The organism is Paenibacillus sp. FSL H3-0469 (assembly GCF_038051945.1).
GTDB lineage: Bacteria > Bacillota > Bacilli > Paenibacillales > Paenibacillaceae > Paenibacillus_AQ.
This window is the reverse complement of sequence record NZ_CP150302.1, coordinates 6,995,044-7,014,461: the sequence shown is the minus strand read 5'-3', so window position 1 is coordinate 7,014,461 and position 19,418 is coordinate 6,995,044. Positions and strand designations below refer to the sequence as shown.

General features: G+C 54.3%; 20 protein-coding genes and 1 riboswitch. Of the genes, 6 read left to right on the top strand and 14 right to left on the bottom strand.

Features of this window, described 5'->3' with window-relative positions:
- Window positions 1-590: 590 nt before the first annotated feature.
- Entirely contained in the window at window positions 591-755 is a 165-nt protein-coding gene (locus NSS83_RS30480) for a hypothetical protein (RefSeq protein ID WP_341347154.1), read from the bottom strand.
- A 76-nt stretch (window positions 756-831) separates the two neighbouring features.
- Here NSS83_RS30480 and NSS83_RS30475 point away from each other — a divergent pair, with 76 nt between their 5' ends.
- Both NSS83_RS30475 and NSS83_RS30470 read left to right on the top strand, forming a co-directional pair.
- Window positions 832-1,146, top strand: a complete 315-nt coding sequence (locus tag NSS83_RS30475; RefSeq protein ID WP_340750738.1) for a helix-turn-helix domain-containing protein — start codon at window positions 832-834, stop codon at window positions 1,144-1,146.
- 5 nt (window positions 1,147-1,151) lie between these two features.
- Window positions 1,152-2,084, top strand: a complete 933-nt coding sequence (locus NSS83_RS30470; protein ID WP_341182892.1) for an IS3 family transposase — start codon at window positions 1,152-1,154, stop codon at window positions 2,082-2,084.
- A 9-nt stretch (window positions 2,085-2,093) separates the two neighbouring features.
- Here NSS83_RS30470 and NSS83_RS30465 read toward each other — a convergent pair whose 3' ends face one another.
- Window positions 2,094-2,354: a hypothetical protein gene (locus NSS83_RS30465; protein ID WP_341347153.1), complete on the bottom strand. Its 261-nt coding sequence runs from the start codon at window positions 2,352-2,354 to the stop codon at window positions 2,094-2,096.
- A 282-nt stretch (window positions 2,355-2,636) separates the two neighbouring features.
- Window positions 2,637-4,340, bottom strand: a complete 1,704-nt coding sequence (locus NSS83_RS30460; protein WP_341347152.1) for a fumarate hydratase — start codon at window positions 4,338-4,340, stop codon at window positions 2,637-2,639.
- Between the two features lie 104 nt (window positions 4,341-4,444).
- On the opposite strand from NSS83_RS30460, the gene yfbR reads away from it, so the two are divergent.
- Complete coding sequence (gene yfbR, locus NSS83_RS30455; protein WP_341348785.1) at window positions 4,445-5,089, top strand: 5'-deoxynucleotidase; 645 nt, start codon at window positions 4,445-4,447, stop codon at window positions 5,087-5,089.
- Window positions 5,090-5,536: 447 nt separating this feature from the next.
- Here the strand turns inward: yfbR and thiH are convergent, their stop codons facing one another.
- The 6 genes from thiH to NSS83_RS30425 form a co-directional block, all read right to left on the bottom strand.
- Window positions 5,537-6,658: a 2-iminoacetate synthase ThiH gene (thiH, locus tag NSS83_RS30450; RefSeq protein ID WP_341347151.1), complete on the bottom strand. Its 1,122-nt coding sequence runs from the start codon at window positions 6,656-6,658 to the stop codon at window positions 5,537-5,539.
- Between the two features lie 29 nt (window positions 6,659-6,687).
- Window positions 6,688-7,452 (bottom strand): thiazole synthase, encoded by a 765-nt coding sequence (locus NSS83_RS30445; RefSeq protein WP_341187968.1) that lies wholly within the window; start codon window positions 7,450-7,452, stop codon window positions 6,688-6,690.
- Window positions 7,453-7,482: 30 nt separating this feature from the next.
- Window positions 7,483-7,686, bottom strand: coding sequence for a sulfur carrier protein ThiS (gene thiS / locus NSS83_RS30440; protein WP_341187967.1), 204 nt, complete (start codon window positions 7,684-7,686; stop codon window positions 7,483-7,485).
- Between the two features lie 39 nt (window positions 7,687-7,725).
- The gene (locus tag NSS83_RS30435; protein WP_341347150.1) at window positions 7,726-8,349 is read right to left on the bottom strand and encodes a thiamine phosphate synthase; all 624 of its coding nucleotides are present in this window, start codon (window positions 8,347-8,349) and stop codon (window positions 7,726-7,728) included.
- Window positions 8,350-8,478: 129 nt separating this feature from the next.
- Window positions 8,479-8,581, bottom strand: a riboswitch (TPP riboswitch).
- Between the two features lie 55 nt (window positions 8,582-8,636).
- Window positions 8,637-9,173 carry a hypothetical protein gene (locus NSS83_RS30430; protein WP_341187965.1) on the bottom strand — a complete coding sequence of 179 codons (537 nt, stop codon included), beginning with the start codon at window positions 9,171-9,173 and terminating at the stop codon, window positions 8,637-8,639.
- A gap of 159 nt (window positions 9,174-9,332) precedes the next feature.
- Window positions 9,333-10,205, bottom strand: a complete 873-nt coding sequence (locus tag NSS83_RS30425) for an SDR family oxidoreductase (protein WP_341187964.1) — start codon at window positions 10,203-10,205, stop codon at window positions 9,333-9,335.
- Window positions 10,206-10,495: 290 nt separating this feature from the next.
- Here NSS83_RS30425 and NSS83_RS30420 point away from each other — a divergent pair, with 290 nt between their 5' ends.
- Window positions 10,496-11,659 carry an amidohydrolase family protein gene (locus NSS83_RS30420; protein WP_341187963.1) on the top strand — a complete coding sequence of 388 codons (1,164 nt, stop codon included), beginning with the start codon at window positions 10,496-10,498 and terminating at the stop codon, window positions 11,657-11,659.
- A gap of 17 nt (window positions 11,660-11,676) precedes the next feature.
- The gene (locus tag NSS83_RS30415) at window positions 11,677-12,204 is read left to right on the top strand and encodes a GNAT family protein (RefSeq protein WP_341347149.1); all 528 of its coding nucleotides are present in this window, start codon (window positions 11,677-11,679) and stop codon (window positions 12,202-12,204) included.
- 77 nt (window positions 12,205-12,281) lie between these two features.
- Here NSS83_RS30415 and NSS83_RS30410 read toward each other — a convergent pair whose 3' ends face one another.
- From NSS83_RS30410 to citZ, 5 genes are all read right to left on the bottom strand, one after another.
- A complete protein-coding gene (locus NSS83_RS30410; protein ID WP_341347148.1) occupies window positions 12,282-13,529 on the bottom strand; it encodes an S-layer homology domain-containing protein in 1,248 nt (415 codons plus the stop codon).
- Between the two features lie 179 nt (window positions 13,530-13,708).
- Complete coding sequence (locus NSS83_RS30405; RefSeq protein ID WP_036695834.1) at window positions 13,709-14,134, bottom strand: hypothetical protein; 426 nt, start codon at window positions 14,132-14,134, stop codon at window positions 13,709-13,711.
- A gap of 48 nt (window positions 14,135-14,182) precedes the next feature.
- Complete coding sequence (gene mdh, locus NSS83_RS30400) at window positions 14,183-15,124, bottom strand: malate dehydrogenase (protein WP_341187960.1); 942 nt, start codon at window positions 15,122-15,124, stop codon at window positions 14,183-14,185.
- Window positions 15,125-15,224: 100 nt separating this feature from the next.
- A complete protein-coding gene (icd, locus tag NSS83_RS30395; protein WP_036725590.1) occupies window positions 15,225-16,520 on the bottom strand; it encodes an NADP-dependent isocitrate dehydrogenase in 1,296 nt (431 codons plus the stop codon).
- A gap of 103 nt (window positions 16,521-16,623) precedes the next feature.
- Window positions 16,624-17,736: a citrate synthase gene (gene citZ / locus NSS83_RS30390; RefSeq protein ID WP_341020170.1), complete on the bottom strand. Its 1,113-nt coding sequence runs from the start codon at window positions 17,734-17,736 to the stop codon at window positions 16,624-16,626.
- Between the two features lie 389 nt (window positions 17,737-18,125).
- On the opposite strand from citZ, the gene ytvI reads away from it, so the two are divergent.
- Window positions 18,126-19,241 carry a sporulation integral membrane protein YtvI gene (ytvI, locus tag NSS83_RS30385; RefSeq protein ID WP_341188129.1) on the top strand — a complete coding sequence of 372 codons (1,116 nt, stop codon included), beginning with the start codon at window positions 18,126-18,128 and terminating at the stop codon, window positions 19,239-19,241.
- Window positions 19,242-19,418: the final 177 nt, after the last annotated feature.

Genomic DNA, 19,418 nt, shown 5'->3' with positions numbered 1-19,418 from the left:
CCAGCGGATACTTTGCCGTCAACAACTTGAGCTTTGCTTCAGCTTGATAGTGCATAGGCTGATGCTGACTGCTTAGCTAGTGCTTAGCAGCATCTGAGCAAGTGCTTGCGGACTCTTAGCTAGACTGTGCTAATGCTTAGCTAGATAGTTTCGCTAGAGCTTAGCTTTACAGCTTCAACACAGCAGTGGGGAAACCGGTTTCCCCACTAAAAATTAACATGTCCCTGTATGCGCTGTCAAGACATATAAATCAAACCTGCCGCCAACCCGTATCCCATATAGGATAACCGCTCTGCAAAAAACACAAAAAATAGTATTCAGCATAAGCTCATACCTGGAAGGAGCCCTCAGGGAGGCTGTATTGTTCTCATACTCCCCTCTTCCTTGCTGGTAAGATCAATTCAAGCCGGTTGGCGGATTCAGGGGCACTAGTGCTCTTCATTTGCCCGTTTAGCTAACTTTCCTGAGATTCTGGTGCACTAGTGCTCTTCATTTGCTCGTTTAGCCAACTTTCCTGAGATTCTGGTGCACTAGTGCTCTTCAGTTACTCTTTTCCCCGGCTACTCTTTGCCCCCAACAAACTCTCAGCACTATCCCCATTCATTTCCACTCCGACAACTTCCAGCACCATCAAAGGGATTTATCCCTTTCATTTCCGCATCCCGCCCACTTTCAGCGCCATCAGAGGGATTTATCCCTTTCATTTCCGCATCCCGCTCACTTTCAGCGCCATCAAAGGGATTTATCCCTTTCATTCTCCACAGCCCCCTAATGAAGTTGGAGTCCTCCCCCACAAAAATGTAGACTAGAGATAGGAGGAGGATGAACGGTATGGGACACTTAACAGGAACAAGAGAGAAGGCAGCGCAAGAGGTGTTATCTGGCATTAAGGCGGCGGTGGTTGCCCGAAAGTATGGGGTGACTCCGTCCACGGTGAATCAGTGGGTGAGGGATTACCGGGAAGCCCATGGAGAACAAGATCATCCGTACCCCCAGGAGCAGGTAGAGGAACTGAAGCGCCTGGTAGAGGTCGAGCAGAAATATGAGAAGGCGGTCAAGATGCTCGGTGAAAAGGAGTTAGAGATTGAGATTCTGCGTGAACTGCTAAAAAAGCCAACCCCTGCTTATCCGAAAAAATCGAGGTAGCCGAGATGTTCATTAAGCAGGGATATTCCGCAGCGTTGGTACTACGTCTCATCGGGCTCGCAGAGTCCACGTACTACGACCGTAAGAAACGCAAGTCACAGGATGCACAGGCCGTACTCCAGGGGCGCGGAAGACCCGTACCCGGCTACTCTCTGACCGAGTCTGGAGCGAAAATTAGCGACGAGGAAATCCAGGAATGGCTGCTGGAATTAATCGCTGGAGAAGAGCACGTGTACGGATACAAACTGCTGGCCAAGTGCTTGTGGAACCAGCACCGTTTAAAGCTCAATCACAAGAAAAGTTACCGGCTGTGTCAGGCGCTGGATATCCTGCAGCCGCAGCGTCACAAGCGTTTTAAGCATCCCCGGAAGCTGCCGGAGAACCGGGTCATTACCGGAGCAGGCCAGCTCTGGCAGATGGACATTAAGTACGGGTACGTGGCGGGCCGGGACCGGCATTTCTTTGTCCTGAGCATTATCGATGTGTTTACCCGTGTCATCGTCGGCTACCACCGCGGATCGTCGTGTGAGGCCAAGCACGCCTGCCAGACGCTGGGACGCGCCATGGAGCAACACTGCGCCCCTGGCAGCGTACGCCCGGTGATCCGCACCGACAACGGCCCACAGTTCGTCAGCCACCTGTTTGGCGACATGTGTGAAAGCTGGGAAATGACCCATGAACGCATTCCGCCTCGAACGCCGGATTTAAACGCTTTTATTGAATCGTTCCACAGTAATATTGACCGGGATTTGTTCCGCAAAGAGGCATTCGACACGTTCGAAGAGGCCTATGAAGCGGTGGACCGGTACATGGACTTTTACAACAACCGCAGAATGCATACGAGCCTTCGGAACATGCCGCCAGCTACGTTTGCGGAGTGGGTCCTGACCCAAGAAGACCGCTCCCGCTTCTTCTGGCCGAGAGAAAAAGCGAAATAAAGAGCATATCTACGATAAGTACTGATTTGATACGGAGGACTCCGGGATAAGGGGGTCGCACCGCATTTCCGCATCCCGCTCACTTTCAGCGCCATCAGAGGGATTTATCCCTTTCATTTCCGCATCCCGCTCACTTTCAGCGCCATCAGAGGGATTTATCCCCTTCATTTCCGCATCCCACTCACTTTCAGCGCCATCAAAGGGATTTATCCCTTTCATTTCCGCATCCCGCTCACTTTCAGCGCCATCAGAGGGATTTATCCCCTTCATTTCCGCATCCCACTCACTTTCAGCGCCATCAAAGGGATTTATCCCCTTTATTTGTCCTTATATTTGTCCTACCATTTGGTCCTTCAGCCAGCTTCCGTTACACAACAGTGTACCTGCTGATTACTGCCTCCTCATCTGAAAAGGAAGTTGCCCCACGCAATTTCCGCAATCGCCAAAAAACCTCCTTCACCGAAATGAAGGAGGTCTAGTCTAACGGGATATCCAACCAGCTAATATTACAGTTTGTTAGATACTACCGCGAAGCAAGAACAATCTACTCAATTACTTAAACACCGGCTCGCGGAACTGGGCCAGCTTGGCGGCGGAATCCTTTTCGACATCAGCATGCAGGCTGTTACCGTGCGCATCCATGGTGACGATCGCTGCGAAGCCGTCCACCTGCAGATGCCACATGGCTTCAGGAATACCGAATTCCATGAAGTCTACCGCGTTGACCTTCTTGATACATTCTGCGTAATACTGTGCTGCACCGCCGATTGCATTGAGGTAGACTGCGCCGTGCTCACCTAAGGCTTGGAGGGTCTTGGGTCCCATACCGCCTTTGCCGATTACGGCGCGGATACCGAATTTTTTGATAATATCGCCTTGATACGGCTCCTCGCGGATACTGGTCGTCGGGCCAGCGGCCTTCACATGCCATCCCTCATCATCCTTCAGCATGACCGGTCCACAGTGGTAGATGACGGCACCGTTCAGATCGACAGGGGTGTCGTGATCCATCAGGTATTTGTGCAGTGCGTCGCGGCCGGTATGCATCTCGCCGGAGAGGATGACCACATCGCCGACGCGCAGGCTGCGGATATCCTCCTCGCTGATCGGTGTGCTCAGGCGGATCTCACGCGAGCCGCCTGAGCCAGCGGAGGCTGCCGCAGCTGGTTCAGAGGCTGCCCCGTTCCCCGAGACAGCCGCACCCGAAGCTGCTTCACCCGTACCGGATACAATAGCCGGTGCCGCAGGAATCGTAGCATCCTCTGGCACCACGCCGGAAGCTGTCCCTTCTGCCGCTGCTACACCCACAGCTTCAGCAACTGGCTGCGGTGCAGCTTCCCCCTCAACGGATATCCCGGTGCCGCTCTCATACAGCCATTCCTGAATGTCACCGGTAGCCGGATGGACCAGAATGCCTTGACGGCGGAAGGCCCAGCAGTTATAGGCCACAGAGACGAAAAAGCTGGCTGGCAGCCGGTTCATCACTCCGATTTTGCAGCCCAGCAGCGTCACTTCACCGCCGAAGCCCATCGTGCCGATTCCGAGCTTGTTGGCATTCTCCATAATGTAATCCTCCAGCTTGCCCAAATCTGGGGTAGGATTCACATCCTCGACCTTGCGGAACAGTTGCTTCTTTGCCAGCTCATAGCCCGTGGTACGGTCGCCGCCGATGCCTACGCCAATGAACCCTGCACTACAGCCCTGACCCTGCGCCTGGTACACGGAATGCAGGATGCACTTGCGGATACCGTCGAGGTCGCGTCCGGCTTTGCCGAGTCCCTCCAGCTCTGCCGGGAGGCTATACTGGATGTTCTTATTCTCGCAGCCGCCGCCCTTCAGAATCAGCCGGACATCAATGCTCTCTTCCTCCCATTGCTCGAAGTGAATCACCGGAGTCCCTGCCCCCAGATTATCCCCGCTGTTCTCGCCGGTTAGCGAATCCACGGAATTGGGCCGCAGCTTGCCGTTCTTCGTAGCGCGGATAATCGCGCTGTGAATATCCTTCTTCATCTCTATCTGATTCACGCCCACAGGCGTATGAATTATAAAAGTCGGCATCCCCGTATCCTGGCAGATCGGCGATATTTGCTGCTCCGCCATTCCGATATTCTGCGCTATCGTGGTCAGTGCCAGTCCGGAGCGTGTTGCCCGGTCTTCCAGTGCGCGCCCTCTGGCCACCGCCCGGCGCACATCACCCGGCAGGTTCGTGGAGGTCTCTACAATCAAATTATAAATGCTCTCTTCAAAATGCTGCATCTTCATTCAGTCTCCTCTCCGTCTGGTTCAAGCGGCCCTAACTCTGGTACAATTAGTTACTATAATAGCACATTAAGCTGCTCATGAAAGGGGTTACCTCAAAATTGAACTACCATTTCTCCGCCTATCTCTACCGGCTGCAATATATCCAGCGCTGGAGCCTCATGCGCAGCACCGCCCCGGAGAACGTGGCGCAGCATTCGTTCCAGGTCGCCTTGCTGGCGCACATGCTGTGCACCATTGGCAATGCCCATTTCGGCCGGTCGCTGAACGCCGACCGTGCATCCACGATGGCGCTGTTCCACGACGCCCCCGAGGTCTTCACCGGCGATATCGCCACGCCGGTGAAGCATAACAACTCGCGTCTGCTGTCCAGCTTCCGCGAGATGGAGCAGGTGGCCGCCGACCGGCTGGCGGCCATGATCCCGCCGGAGCTGAGCGCAGTCTACACGCCGCTCCTCCAGCCCCATACCAGCCCGCCCGGCTCCGAGGATGCCGGACTGCTCCGCTACGTCAAAGCAGCGGATGTGCTGGACGCTTACCTGAAGTGCGTCTGGGAGGTCGCCGCAGGCAACCGAGAATTCGCCGCCGCCCGGGAGCAGACCGCCGCGAAGCTGCATGTGCTGGAGATGCCTGAGATGGAGTATTTCCTTAAACACATGGCTCCGGGCTTCGAGATGTCGCTGGATGAGCTGTCTTCCAGCGCGAGTCAGGGGCAGTCTGCCGGGCAGCCTGAATCTATAGAGTAGGTAGAGTATGGCATTCGCATACATTTGACCCGCGCACCTCGCGCTGGCACATTGTATTCGGTTTTCCACACACAATCGGCCCGCTTACCTTCGCCCAAGCACATTGTGTTCAGTTTTTCGCATACATTTGGCCTACACGCCTCACGCCAGCAAATTGTATTCGGTTTTTCGCATACATCCGGCCCACGGCCTTCGTGGTAGAAGGAGAAGTCAGCACGCGAAGCCTACAACGCTTATACAATGCAAATAACCCGCCATGAGGCGGGTTATTTGCATATGGTCAGGTTACGTTAGGTACGATTAGTCTGGTCAGTTGAGTTAGTCTCAGTTTTCTAGTCAGGTTAAGTTAAACACGATTAGTCTAGTCAGTCTAAGTTCATTCAGTTAGTCAGGGCAGTTTAACTTACATCCAGTTTAGTCACCTTAAACTAAGCCACATCAGCTTACCTACCTCAAGCCAAGCGGCTCGGACAGGATATCCCAGTCCTTGAATACCGGCTGGAGTCCTTGCGAGCGCAGCATCTCGGCTATCTCGGCCACGCTGCGGTTGTCCGAGATTTCAAACTGCGGGGTGCCCCCTTCGAGGGAATGTCCGCCCACTTCGGTGGATACCCCGGCGGACATCTTCGTGATGCCGAGCTGGACCAGATGATCGCGCAGAGCGGCAGGCTCGCGTGTAGACAGCGAGATGCCGGAGCGCGGCAGGAATAAGCGGTACGCCAGGATGATCTGCACCAGCGCCCGGTCGGTTACATCGCTTGCGGGGTTGAATTCGCCTAAGTAAGGCCGGAATCTGGGAATCGACAGCCCGATTTCGCATTCCGGGTACTTATCCTGCAGATACCTCGCATGCAGCGCAGTCGCCAGCGCCTCCTGCCGCCATTCGTACATGCCGAGCAGGGCCCCGATATTCACTGAACGAAAGCCCGCTTGGCAGCCCCGCTCGGGAGCGTCCAGCCGGTTGCGGTAGACGCGTTTGGGTCCTTTTACATGCAGCGCTCGATAAGTCTCCTGGTGGTAGACCTCCTGGTAGAGCGTCAGACCGTCCACGCCGGCTTCCCGGAGTTCAGCATATTCGGCTGTCGAGAGCGGATTCACTTCAATGCTGACAGAGGAAAAATAGCGGCGCAGCACATTCACGCAGTCCCTCACATAACCGGCCGGGCTGTCTCTCCGGGATTCCCCGGTCAGGATCAGAATATGGCGCAGGCCCGTGGCTGCGATGGTCTCTGCTTCCCGGGCGACCTCCTCCAGCGTCAGTTTTTTGCGCGGAAAATCATAGATAGAACTGAAGCTGCAATACGTGCAGTGATTCACGCAGAAATCTGCAAGATACATCGGGGTAAACAGCTGCATCACATGGCCGAAATGCGTACGCGTCAACCGGTGCGCCTTATGTGCCATCTCCTCCAGATAAGGCTCCGCTGCCGGTGACAGCAGGGCCATCAGCCCTTCTTCATCCACCTGCTCTGCACGAAGCGCGCGCTTCACATCCTCTGCCGTATAACGGCTCCATAGCGTCCCGTAAGGAAGCTGCTCCAGCCGGGCCATCGTCTCATAAAAGCTCATAACCGTTCCTCTCCTCCCTATTCCATCTGTCAGGCCAAGAATCCGGTCAACGGTGAAGAGGCTGCCGCCGTCTCCTCCACAGGGCCCAGTCCGGCGAGATAAGCTTTGCGCCCGGCGGATACCGCATCACGGAAGGCTTCTGCCATCAGCAGCGGATCTGAGGCGGTGGCAATCGCTGTATTGAGCAGGACCGCAGCAGCGCCCATCTCCATCGCCTCAGCCGCCTCGGACGGTCTGCCGATTCCGGCATCCACGATCACCGGCAGATCCGTCTCGGAGATCAGAATCCGGATCAGCTCCTTGGTCTGCAGCCCGCGGTTGGACCCGATCGGTGCCCCTAGCGGCATCACAGCCGCAGCCCCCGCTGCCTTCAGCCGCAGGGCAGCGGACAGATCAGGACTCATGTACGGAAGCACCACGAAGCCCTCTGCTGCAAGGATCTCGGTCGCCCGGATGGTCTCCATGTTATCCGGCAGCAAGTATTTCTGGTCATTGATGACCTCAATCTTCACCCAGTTTCCCAGCCCCGCCGATCTCGCCAGCCGGGCAATACGTACCGCCTCTTCTGCGGTGCGCGCACCAGAGGTATTAGGCAGTAAAGTCATATGGGATGGAATATGGCTGACAATATTGTCACTGCTCTCCGGGTCCACCCGGCGCAGGGCAACGGTAATGACCTGTGAGCCTGAGCGCGTAATGACCTCGGGAATAAGAGTGTTACGGCTGTATTTTCCGGTGCCAATGAATAGTCTGCTGGTTAGAGTCACGCCGCCAATCATCAATGGATCTTGCATCTTAACGCCTCCTGGGATAAGTCTTTGTGTTCAGCCTCCGCCTACAAAATGAACCAGCTCAATCCGGTCCCCTTCATTCAGTAACGTATCGCCATAAACCTCTCTTCCGGCAAGCTCGCCGTTCAGCTCGACAATGACCAGCTTCCCGGCCCACTCGGGCCGGGCCAGCAGATCCGCCAGCGTCCGGCAGCTCTCTTCCACCCTCTGGCGGGTCCCGTTAACGGTCACAATCATGCCTGTTCACCTCCTGCTGTGCCTTTTACTTGATCCATATCATGGGTTACAAGACTGCTCTGCCGCCCTGTGAACCGCTTCCCTATAAGCACGGGCTGCTGCCACCGGGTCAGGAGCTCCGCAGATCCCCGACATGACAGCAATGCCAGCCGCCCCTTGGGCCAGCACCGCTCCGGCATTGCCCGGGGTAATCCCTCCGAGCGCAATCAGCGGTATGCGGTTCCAGCGGACAGCCTCGGCCAGCTGCTCCAGTCCGCGTGCCTGCTGTCCGGGCTTGCAGGCCGTAGGGAACACATGCCCGTAGAGGCAGAAGTCTGCTCCCTGCCTTCCAGCTTCCGCCGCCTCTTCCTGCGAGTGGACCGATCTGCCGATCCGCAGGCCCGGTGCAAGGCCGCGCACTGCGGCTGGCGGGAGGCTATGCCAGGCTAACTGTACACCGCCTGCCCCGGCGGCCAGGGCAACATCGATCCTATCATTAATGACCAGCTTCGATGGCGGTACTCCGGCCTGAAGCATCTGCTGCGCCGCCGCCAGCAGTTCGCGGGCGGGCATGGATTTTTCGCGGAGCTGGATATAATCCACCATAGAATGCACCGCCGCGGCCCATTCAGCCAGCGCTTCAGGCGGTAGCCGCCCATCCGAGACCGCATGAATTTCGTACAACGACCTTCCCCTCCCGTCTGTTCCAGCTCACTCTGCACCACTCCACAACACAAAAAAGACCGCCCCCCGTAAAGGAAGCAGTCTGGAATAGAAACAGGAATACCGGCACTTGCCGTATACCCCCGCTGCAATATTCGTTCTCCACTTCCCTACGCTGGTATAAACCAGATCAGGTTCAAAGGGTCCAGGCAACTACGCCCGTCTCAGCCTTGCGGCACCCCTAGTGATCGTTCTATGCGGTTGTTTCGTCTTGCTTGTTGTATATTAGCATATTATTCCTCTTAGGGCTATTCTTTCGTAGATTTTACTTCAATTACAAAAACCACAGATGAACTCCCTTCTGAAAATTTACCATCCTCGGTTGTCCAGAATGCTGATATGCCATAGTAATAAACGCCTTGTTCTTTTGGAGCATTAAAAGAGCCGTTCTGCAATGGAATTTGCACTTCTTTATCATCGGCAAATTGCTGAACGGTTAACCCGCCGGGTGCCGGTTTATAAGTAAAAGCAACATGGATCCCCCCCTCAGGTTCTATAACAGTGGGAGTAACCCCCTGTACCATGGATTGTCCTCCTATATAATCCGCACATCCTAATTTCCCCCAGCAATAGCTGCTTTGGGTAACCGGAATTTGGGTTTTCCCGGAAGTAACAAGGGGTAGCGGCGGTGATTCCTGTGTAATTCTAACCCCAATGCTTTTTGCCTTTCCTTCCAATCTTGTATTTGCCACAAGTCTCCCTGCAAAAGGAGTCAAGTAAATGAACACTACCAGAAAAACAAAAATCCCCGCTGCAGATAGAATGAATCCTTTTTTTCTAAGCATCCCAATCCCCTTTTCATATCCAATTAACTAAATAGACGGAAATATATTGTAATAGTTACAAGCGCAGAAAAAAAGCCTGCCGGCAAGCGGTTAGGCTTTTTTAAAAATAGAATTTATATGTTGCACACAAATCTGCATCCAGATCTTATTCTACACCCATCAGCCGTTGACAACCTCGCCGCCGTTCACATGCATCACCTGTCCGCTCACATAGGAGGAATCGTCCGAGGCCAGGTATACATAAGCCGGTGCCAGCTCTTCAGGCTGTCCCGGGCGCTTCATCGGCTGGGTGCCGCCGAACTCACTGACCTTCTTCGCGTCAAAGGTTGACGGAATCAGCGGGGTCCAGATCGGTCCAGGCGCTACCGCGTTCACGCGGATGCCTTTATCGGCCAGATTCATCGACAGCGAACGGGTGAAGCTGAGAATCGCTCCCTTGGTGGACGAATAGTCCAGCAGCTGCGGGCTGCCGCGATACGCCGTGATGGAGGTGGTGTTTATGATCGTAGCACCTTTTTTAAGATGAGGCATGGCTGCCTTGGTCAGATAGAACATGGAGAAAATATTCGTCCGGAACGTACGCTCCAGCTGCTCTGCCGTAATGTCCTCAATCTTATCCTGCGGATGCTGCTCTGCCGCGTTGTTGATCAGAATGTCGAGCTTGCCGAGTCCTTCAACGGTTTGACGAATCAGGCTCTGACAGAAGCATTCGTCCCCAATATCCCCGGCGATCAGAATGCATGTTCTGCCCTCCTGCTCCACCTGGCGCTTGGTCTCTTCCGCATCCTCATGCTCGTTCAAGTAGGAGATCACTACATCCGCTCCCTCCTTGGCAAAATGAACGGCAACCGCACGCCCGATCCCGCTGTCGCCTCCGGTAATGAGCGCGGCCTTGCCCAGCAGCTTGCCTGCTGCCTTATACGCCGGTGTCTCAAACTCCGGGAGCGGGTTCATCTCACTCTCAATTCCCGGGCGTTGATCCTGTACCTGCGGGGGCAGGGTTTTGACAGGTTGTTTGTTAGTGTCTGGCATAATCCATTCTCCTTTCGCTGTCCACAGTAATGTTGATTAATCATGTTAGCATGGCTTAAGGTCTGGTGTTTATGCATCAGGCAGTGTGCCTGCTTGGCTGTACGTTATGTTACTTACCACACTTGGCAGCCGCCCAAACAACCAATCTTCATTCACCGGCACCTGTTGCGGAACGATAGTACGGTAAGCAACGAACGTTTCCAAAAAGAATATTATCTATATCCGCTAGGGGGAAAGCCCTATACTTTGTGAGGAAAGACAACTACCTTAACGGAGAGGACGCTTCCACCATGGGAAATGAGCGCATCTTGCTGGTGAACGGAACGGTAATCGATGGAACCGGACGGCCGCCGCTGCATCATACAAACATTGAGATTGTTAATGGCCGCTTCGGCACCATAACACAGCAAAGTGACATTAACGGGAGATCCGGGCCTGACTCCGCAACTAAAGTGATCGACCTGGAGGGTCTGTTCGTTTTGCCGGGGTTCATTCACACCCATGCCCATACAAGCTTCAAGTACATACAGAATGAGCCGCTGCACGGATATCATACGGAATATTTGGCCGCGTGCCTTGCAGAAGGAATTACTACGATCCGCGATGAGGGAATGACTACGGCAGCATCGATTGACGATGTAGTCACACATACGCGGCAGCTGGAGAGCGGTGCTTTTCCCAGAATTCTTACGTCTGGCAAGGTCTTCACGGCTCCAGGCGGTTACGGTGGTCAGGAACCTATCGGCGTAGAGAGTGTGGATGAGGCGCGGCTTAAGGTCCGTGAAGTCCTGGAACAAGGAATACATTTCATCAAAACAGCGCTGGAAGACGGCTACGATCCTGCTACCGCCGGACTGCCCCAGCTGAATCAGGAGATTCTTGAAGCGATCTGCCGGGAGGCCCGGAGCATGGGCACTTACGTATCTGCTCATGTTACAAGTGCGCGCAATCTTCAGATTCTGGTGGATGCTGGGATCAGCGATGCTGCGCATATGATTTACGACCGGCTGGACGATCAACTGATAAGGCAAATGGTGAGCAGGAGCATCCGAATCGTCCCCACACTCACCGTACTCCAGATGTTCCAGGACAAATTCGGAGCGCCGCTGCTGGAGCAAGGCCTGGATAATCTCTGGAGATTTATTCAGGCGGGCGGGGAGATTGGCCTGGGGGATGATTTTATCGAAGAAGCTCCTCCGTGGTACAGAGCCGGTATGCCGTGGAAAGAGATCCAGCTGTTAGGACAAGCCGGCCTCTCCCCGATGCAGATTATTATGGCCGCCACTTCATCCGGTGCCAAAATCTGTAAGCTGGATCATGAACTCGGTACCATTGAGACAGGCAAGAGGGCCGATCTGTTGGTCGTCGGGGGAGATCCGCTGGCGGATATTAATAACCTGCGTCAGGTCATATGCGTAATGAAAGACGGCAAGATCGTATCGAAATCATACTAGCAGGAGGGTATTGCAAAATGAATGCAAGAATCACATTATCTCCGGTCACCCCGGACGATATCGATTTCATCACAGATCTGGAGACCAGCACCTCGCTCTGGCCCTTCGAGGATATGATTCCAACCGACAAGGAGGCCGTCCGGAAGACTGTGGCGGAACGAATCCATAGCGACTGGCACAAACAATTCGTGATCCGGCTCGCCTCCCCGGAGGCAACCCCTGTAGGGGAAGTGCATATACACTGGTATGTGAAAGAGCGCGAGAGCTGGGAACTGGGCTACAGTCTTTTCCCTGAATACCGGGGGCAAGGCTACTGCACTGAAGCAGCGCAGCTGGCCTTGAAGCTTGCTTTTGAAGAATGGAAGGCCCACAGAGTCGTGGCTATGTGCAATGAATACAATACCTCATCCATCCAGGTGCTGGACAGGTTAGGGATGGTCCGCGAGGGGGTATTCCGGGAAGAAATACACTGGAACAACCAGTGGGTCAACCAATACTTTTATGCAATACTGGACCGGGAGTACCTGGGGCGTAAAGGGATATAGATCTATACAGACAGCAATGCTGATCACAATGCTCCTCATGACGCCCCTTAGAAAAGAGCAGCCCTTCATTCAGAATTCTATTCTTCTTTCACGATTACATCCAGAACTCTGCCTGTTCCCGTAACCTTCGTTGACGTATTCAGAATAGCCTGAGTAACCGTTGTCCCTTCATCCAGCTCTATCTTAAGCCCTGATGCTGAGGCCGCGGTCTTAACCGTGCGTATGGAGCCTTTTTGCAAGTGGAGGATGGGTCCTTTGGCTTCAATGTTCACGTCTCCGAAATTTCCATTAAGTGTCACTACGAGTCCGGCTGCAAGGCCGGATGGCAGATCAATATCTGTGAGCACGGCACCAGTACCCTCACCCTCCTCCAGAATCACACTAGATTGTACTGACACCGCCTTCACCGATGTTGCACCTTCGGTTACCAGGCGGGCAGTTCCGCTCTTCTTCTGCACAATCACTTGGTTCAAGGTTGTGTTCTTGAGCTTCACTGAGGGATCTCCGCTACCCTGTATGATGACCTTGCCAAACACTTCAACACTGTCCAAGTCCACCTCTCCGTTGCCAATTCCTTCTTCCAGAACCAGGTCTCCAAAAATCTTCAGATTCTGCAGCAGCACATCATAGCCGGATACGGTGACATTGTTATAGTATTTGATGGCTCCCGGCTCAAAGCTTCCGAGCCCCTCAGAATGACTGATATTTACACTCTGCAAGCCGCCGCTTGTGACGTTGTAGTAATCCAGCAGTGCAATCGCTTCGGCCCGGGTCATCGCTTGTTTTGGAGCAAACCGTCCGTCCGGGTATCCCCTCATTCCTCCGGCATTGATCATAGCAGCGACATCGGCTTGGCTCCAGCCTGCAATCTGATCCTTATCGCTGAACCGGGATAATACCTCCGTGCTCCCCGTCTCATAATACAGCAATCTGCTCACCATAATCGCCGCCTCCTGGCGCATAACCGGATCGCCCGGACGAATCGTGCCTCCGTAACCCTTGATGACACCCGCATCGAGTGCTTTAGAGATTTCTTCGTAGGCCCAGTCCGTCTTAGGCAGATCGCTGAAATCGGCCTTCACCTTGCTCTCCGCCGTTATCCCGGCGAACCCGTTGATCAACGTGATAAATTCCGCTCTGGTGATTGCCTGATCCGGCCGGACTGACCCGTCCGCGTATCCCTTCAGCCATCCCTTTTCCAGCCAGCGGCTAATCGGCTTCTGCGCCCAGTGTCCTTCATAATCGGCTGCCGCATACATAACCCCGCCTGAACCCAGCAGCAAGCCCAGACTTAGCCCCACTGTTACTATTTTTCTTCCAATCATTACTGCCACTCTCCTATGTATGTGATCCTAAATGAACTAAGCACCTAATCACAGTGTAGCGGAATCCACGGCCGTTGGGAACAATCTCCAACAATGTGCTTCCAGACATACGAAACAGCCCTGGAGGCCGAGGCTTCCAGAGCTGTTAGCACCACACTGCCCATCCGGCAGCAGGTTAATTAGATAATTGTGTTGTACACCATGAAAAAGATCATGACGACCAGCGAGACCATCAGCAGCAGACTCATGGTACGGATCTTGGCGGTCTCCGCAGAGACATCACGGTTCTCTCTCATGCCTGCCGCAGCGAGGCGCAGAGGCTTGGTCATAATCCCGCCGAACGCGAACATAGCCAGCAGAAGCACCGTAACAATGATCATCCAAGGTACAGAATACTCGCCCTTAGTCATCATGTAGCCGCCGGTCAGCAGCTGAATCACCAGCCCGTATTGGGCAAAGCGGTTGAATCCGCCGATTGCACTGAGCGTGCCTTCCTTCGCCGGGGAGGACAGCTTAGCCGTCCCGCTTAAGATAAACGGCAGCACCAGATAGAAGCCAAGCGCCAGCGTCCCGATCATATGCAGAAAAAAGAAAACATGACCCATCGTAATCTCCTCCTATTTCAATTTGAGGGGCTCCGGCAGATGCCGGGGTTACATGGTTACAGAGGAAGTCACCGCGCGGACCGAATCAGCGGACTGGTCGAGCGCCGCCTGTTCCTCCGCCGTAAGCTCCAGTTCAAAAATCCGCTCAATCCCCTCCGCTCCCAAAAGCACAGGAACTCCCATGAACAGGTTCTCATAGCCGTATTCACCCTCAAGCAGAGCGATTACCGGTATGATCCGTTTCTTGTCCTTGAGAATGGCCTCCGCCATCTGAACCAGGGATGCTGCCGGAGCATAATATGCACTGCCGTTGCCGAGCAGACTGACAATCTCACCGCCGCCGACGCGGGTACGCTGTACAATCTCTGCGATGCGGGCTGCCGGGATAAGCGTCTCGATCGGAATACCGCCTACGCTAGAATAACGTACTAACGGCACCATATCGTCGCCATGGCCGCCCAGCACGAAGCCGCGTACATCCTCTACCGATACATTAAGCTCCTGAGCGATGAAAGTGCAGTAGCGGGCTGTATCCAGCACCCCGGATTGTCCGATTACGCGGTTCTTGGGGAAGCCGAGCGCATGATAGGCCACGTATGTCATGGCATCCACCGGATTGCTCAGAATAATCACAATGGACTCTGGAGCCACGCGCTTCACATTCCCGCAGACCGATCTGACAATGTTCGCATTGGTGTTGACCAGATCCTCACGGCTCATGCCGGGCCCCCGGGCAACCCCTGCGGTAATAATAACGATGTCAGAATCCGCTGCATCCTCATAGCTTGAAGTTCCGGTAATCTGAGCATCGAATTTCTGCACGGGTCCCGCTTCGAGCATATCCAGGACTTTGCCCTTAGTCGGATTCTCAAGCTGGGGAATGTCCAGCAGTACCACATTGCCAAGTTCCTTCTGGGCAAGCATAAGCGCCGTGGTCGCGCCGGTGAATCCGGCACCTACGACAGTGATTTTTGAACGTTTGATCGCCACGGTAGCCCTCCTAACCTGATGATAGTCTGCAGGCGGCTACATAGATATAAGCTACACGGATGTGCAGCTTATATCTGTAATATTTACCGGCCCGGCCTGCTTACAGATGGTTGATGATCTCGTCAGCAAAAGCAGAGCATTTCAGCTCGGTCGCGCCTTCCATCTGGCGGGCAAAGTCGTAAGTAACCGTCTTGTTGTTAATTGCTGTACTCATTCCCTGGTAGATCAGGTCAGCTGCTTCCTGCCAGCCCAAATGCTCAAGCAGCATCACGCCGGAGAGAATAACAGAGCCCGGATTCACTACGTCCTTGTCAGCATACTTAGGTGCCGTACCGTGTGTAGCTTCAAAAATAGCATGTCCCGTAATATAGTTAATATTCGCTCCAGGAGCAATACCAATGCCGCCGATCTGGGCAGCTAGTGCGTCGGAGAGATAGTCACCGTTCAGGTTCAGCGTCGCAATGACATCGAAGTCTGTCGGGCGGGTCAATACCTGCTGCAGTGCAATGTCCGCAATAGCATCCTTCACGATGATCTTGCCTGCTGCTTCGGCTTCCTTCTGGGCAGCATTCGCAGCCGCTTCACCGTCGCGCTCCTTGATGACATCGTACTGGTTCCAGGTGAAGACCTTATCGCCGAACTCCTGTTCAGCCACTTCATAGCCCCAGTTCTTAAAGGCACCTTCAGTGAATTTCATGATGTTCCCTTTGTGTACCAGGGTCACGCTCTTGCGTCCGTGCTTAATTGCATACTCTACTGCTGAACGAACAAGGCGTTTCGATCCTTCCTCGGATACAGGCTTGATACCGATACCGGATGTTTCCGGGAAGCGGATTTTGTTCACACCCATTTCCTTCTGCAGGAATTCGATAACCTTCTTCACTTCAGCAGAGCCTTCCTGATATTCAATACCCGCATAAATATCCTCAGTGTTCTCACGGAAAATAACCATATCCACCAGCTCAGGATGCTTCACCGGAGAAGGAACGCCGTCGAAGTAGCGCACCGGGCGCAGACATACATACAGGTCAAGCTCCTGGCGCAGCGCCACGTTCAGGGAGCGGATACCTCCTCCGATTGGAGTAGTCAGAGGGCCTTTGATTGCCACAATGTACTCGCGGATCGCTTCCAGCGTGTCGTTCGGCAGCCATTCACCATATGTATTGAAGGCCTTCTCGCCGGCAAACACTTCGTACCACGCAATTTTTTTCTTACCGCCGTAGGCTTTCTCTACAGCTGCATCCAGCACCCGCTTGGAGGCTTTCCAAATGTCACGGCCTGTCCCGTCACCCTCGATGAATGGAATGATCGGCTGATCCGGAACCAGCAGCTTGCCGTCTTCGATTGTAATTTGTTCGCCTTCTGTGGGCAGATCGTATTGTTCCAGTTTCAACATTGGTAGATATTCCTCCTAAAAGTATGATGTATAAGCATTCATATCATTCATTGTACTAAAGGGGCAGAGCAGCCTGCAAGGGCCGCCCCTCCCTGCCGCCCTGTTACCGCTCGTCTACAGGGACGTACTTCATGTCGGACATGCCTGTATATTCCGCACGCGGGCGGATGATACGGTTGTCTTCGTACTGCTCCAGAATGTGCGCCGTCCAGCCCGAGGTACGGCTGATTGCGAAGATAGGAGTGAACAGCTCCCGTTCGATCCCCAGCTGTGTGTAGACCGATGCCGAATAGAAGTCGACGTTCGGTTTCAGCCCCTTTTGGCTGGTGATCAGCTCTTCCACCTTGACCGACATGTCATAGAGACTGGTGTCATTCTTCATCGTGCCCAGCTCGCTGGACATCTTCATCAGGTGCTTGGCGCGCGGGTCGCCGTTCTTGTAGACGCGGTGTCCGAAGCCCATAATCTTCTCCTTGCGCTCCAGCTTGCCTTGGATATACGGCTCCACCGCGTCCAGACTGCCGATCTCCTCAAGCATCTTCATGACGGCTTCATTCGCCCCGCCGTGCAGCGGCCCTTTAAGCGCACCGATCGCCGAGGTCACACCGGAATAGATGTCGGACAAGGTCGCAACCGTCACCCGTCCGGCAAAAGTCGATGCATTCAGCTCATGGTCGGCATGAAGCACAAGCGCCGTATCCAGCGCCTTGACGGATACCGCATCCGGCTCTTTGCCCCACAGCATATAGAGGAAGTTCTCGGCGATGGTCAGGCCCGCCTTGGGGGCTACCGGCTCCAGGCCTTTGCGGATGCGCGCCAGTGCGGCAACTACGGTCGGAATCTGCGCCTGCAGCTTCAGCGCCTTGGTCTGGTTCGCTTCCTTGCTCATATCATCGGCGGCTTCGTCGTACAGCGCCAGACTCGATACGGCAGAGCGCAAAGCGGCCATGGTGTTGGCTTCCTTGGGATATAGCTTCATCTGAGTGAGCACCTGCTCCGGGATCGCAGCGTGTGCGCTGAGCTCGCGCCGCAGAGCTTCAAGCTCCGGCACCGTCGGCAGACTGCCGAACCACAGCAAATAAGCAGTCTCCTCAAATGTGGCATGGTCCGCAAGATCGTCAATATCATAGCCGCGGTAAGTGAGCACTCCATCTACGATAGAGCTGATTGAGGAGGTCGTTGCAACAATGCCTTCAAGTCCTTTAGTAGCTGTCATAGTATCTCTCTCCTTTGCCAACAAGAGTGTATAGTGCCGCTTCAAACCTCATGTAAACATTTACATTTCCAAGTATTTCAACTCTCTCTGAAAAAGCTTCAGAACCGGCTCAGAAGATTGCAACTAAATTTCTGCTCTTTAACCTTTAATTATCATACCGGATTTTGACGGTTATGTGAACAACGTGGAAGCTTTGCAGGACATCAAATGATTTTATCGGAGGGATAGAAAAAAACGAACGCAAAATCTGTTTCATGAACCGCCTTCCAGGTTATGGATATGCCCGCCGTCTGCGCTTTTCTACCGCTGCTAGTCTTTTCACACCCCCTATGAATATATATAAGACGAGCCGTTATTTCTGGAATCCGCCAGAGTAGGAGGGACCGAAGATGGATACACTTGTGCTTAAAAGAATGCTGCGCGGCCTCTGGGTCGTGCTTGCCGCCGCCCTGATTCTGCTGGCTGTATATGTACTGCTGCCGCTTCTATACCCCCTGCTGATCGCCTGGCTGCTGGCTTATCTTATGCATCCGCTGGTCCTGATCCTGAAGGGGATGAAGCTCCCCGGCTGGCTCGCCGTATCGCTCTCGCTGCTGTTCTACATCGGTGGCATCGCTCTTGTACTGACCGCACTCATCACGCGGCTGGTCAAAGAGCTGATCGGGCTGCTCCAGACCTTCGATCTTCATACCGATCAGTGGCGGGAGCTGCTGCTGTCCTTAAGCCGCAATGCCAGCATTCAGAATATTATTAACCAAATCAACCAGTTTTACCACGACAATCCGGGTTATCATGCCACCATTGACAGCAATATCAACCGGACCACTGAAACTGTCGGCCAAGCCGTAACGCAGATGATTACCGGATTCTTCAATATCATCCTGAAGCTGATCTCCTCGCTGCCGAGCCTCGGCACCATTCTGATTGTCATCGTATTGGCCGCCTTCTTCCTCAGCACCGGCTGGGAACGGCATAATGCCAAGCTGACTGCGTGGCTTCCAGCCCCGCTGCTAAGACCCGTGTCTGAGATCTGGAAGGATCTGCGCAAGGCACTGTTCGGCTACATCCGCGCCCAGCTGGTGCTGATCTCCGTAACGGCAGTAATTGTGATCATCGGCCTGCTGCTGCTGGGGGTCAAATCAGCCTTCGCCATCGGCCTGACCATCGGCATCGTCGATCTGATTCCTTACCTGGGCGTCGGTATCGTCATTCTGCCCTGGGCTTTGTATTCGTACATGACCGGGAACATGGCGCTGGCCATCGGGCTGCTTGTGCTCTACGGCGTCATTCTGATCACACGCCAGGTACTGGAGCCCAAGGTACTCGCCAGCAGCATCGGCGTCGATCCGCTTGCCATGCTGATCGGCATGTTCGCCGGCCTTCAGCTAATGGGCATGCTTGGCCTGATCCTCGGCCCGGTGCTGCTCGTTATTCTCGACGCGTTCGCCCGCGCCGGCGTATTCCGCGCCTTGCGCACCTATATCCTTAGCGGCAGGCTGCATTAGGGGGCTGCCGCTCCAAACAAATTTTGCCCACTGCCCCTCGAAATTAGCTTGGGCTACCGACAATTCAAGACACCTGCTGCCGGGCATCTATGGGAAATTGCCCGGGACGCCCCTCCCCTGGCTAAACTGCTGATAGCTCCCCCTCCGTTACTAATTGCCAGTGCCTTACCTATCCGT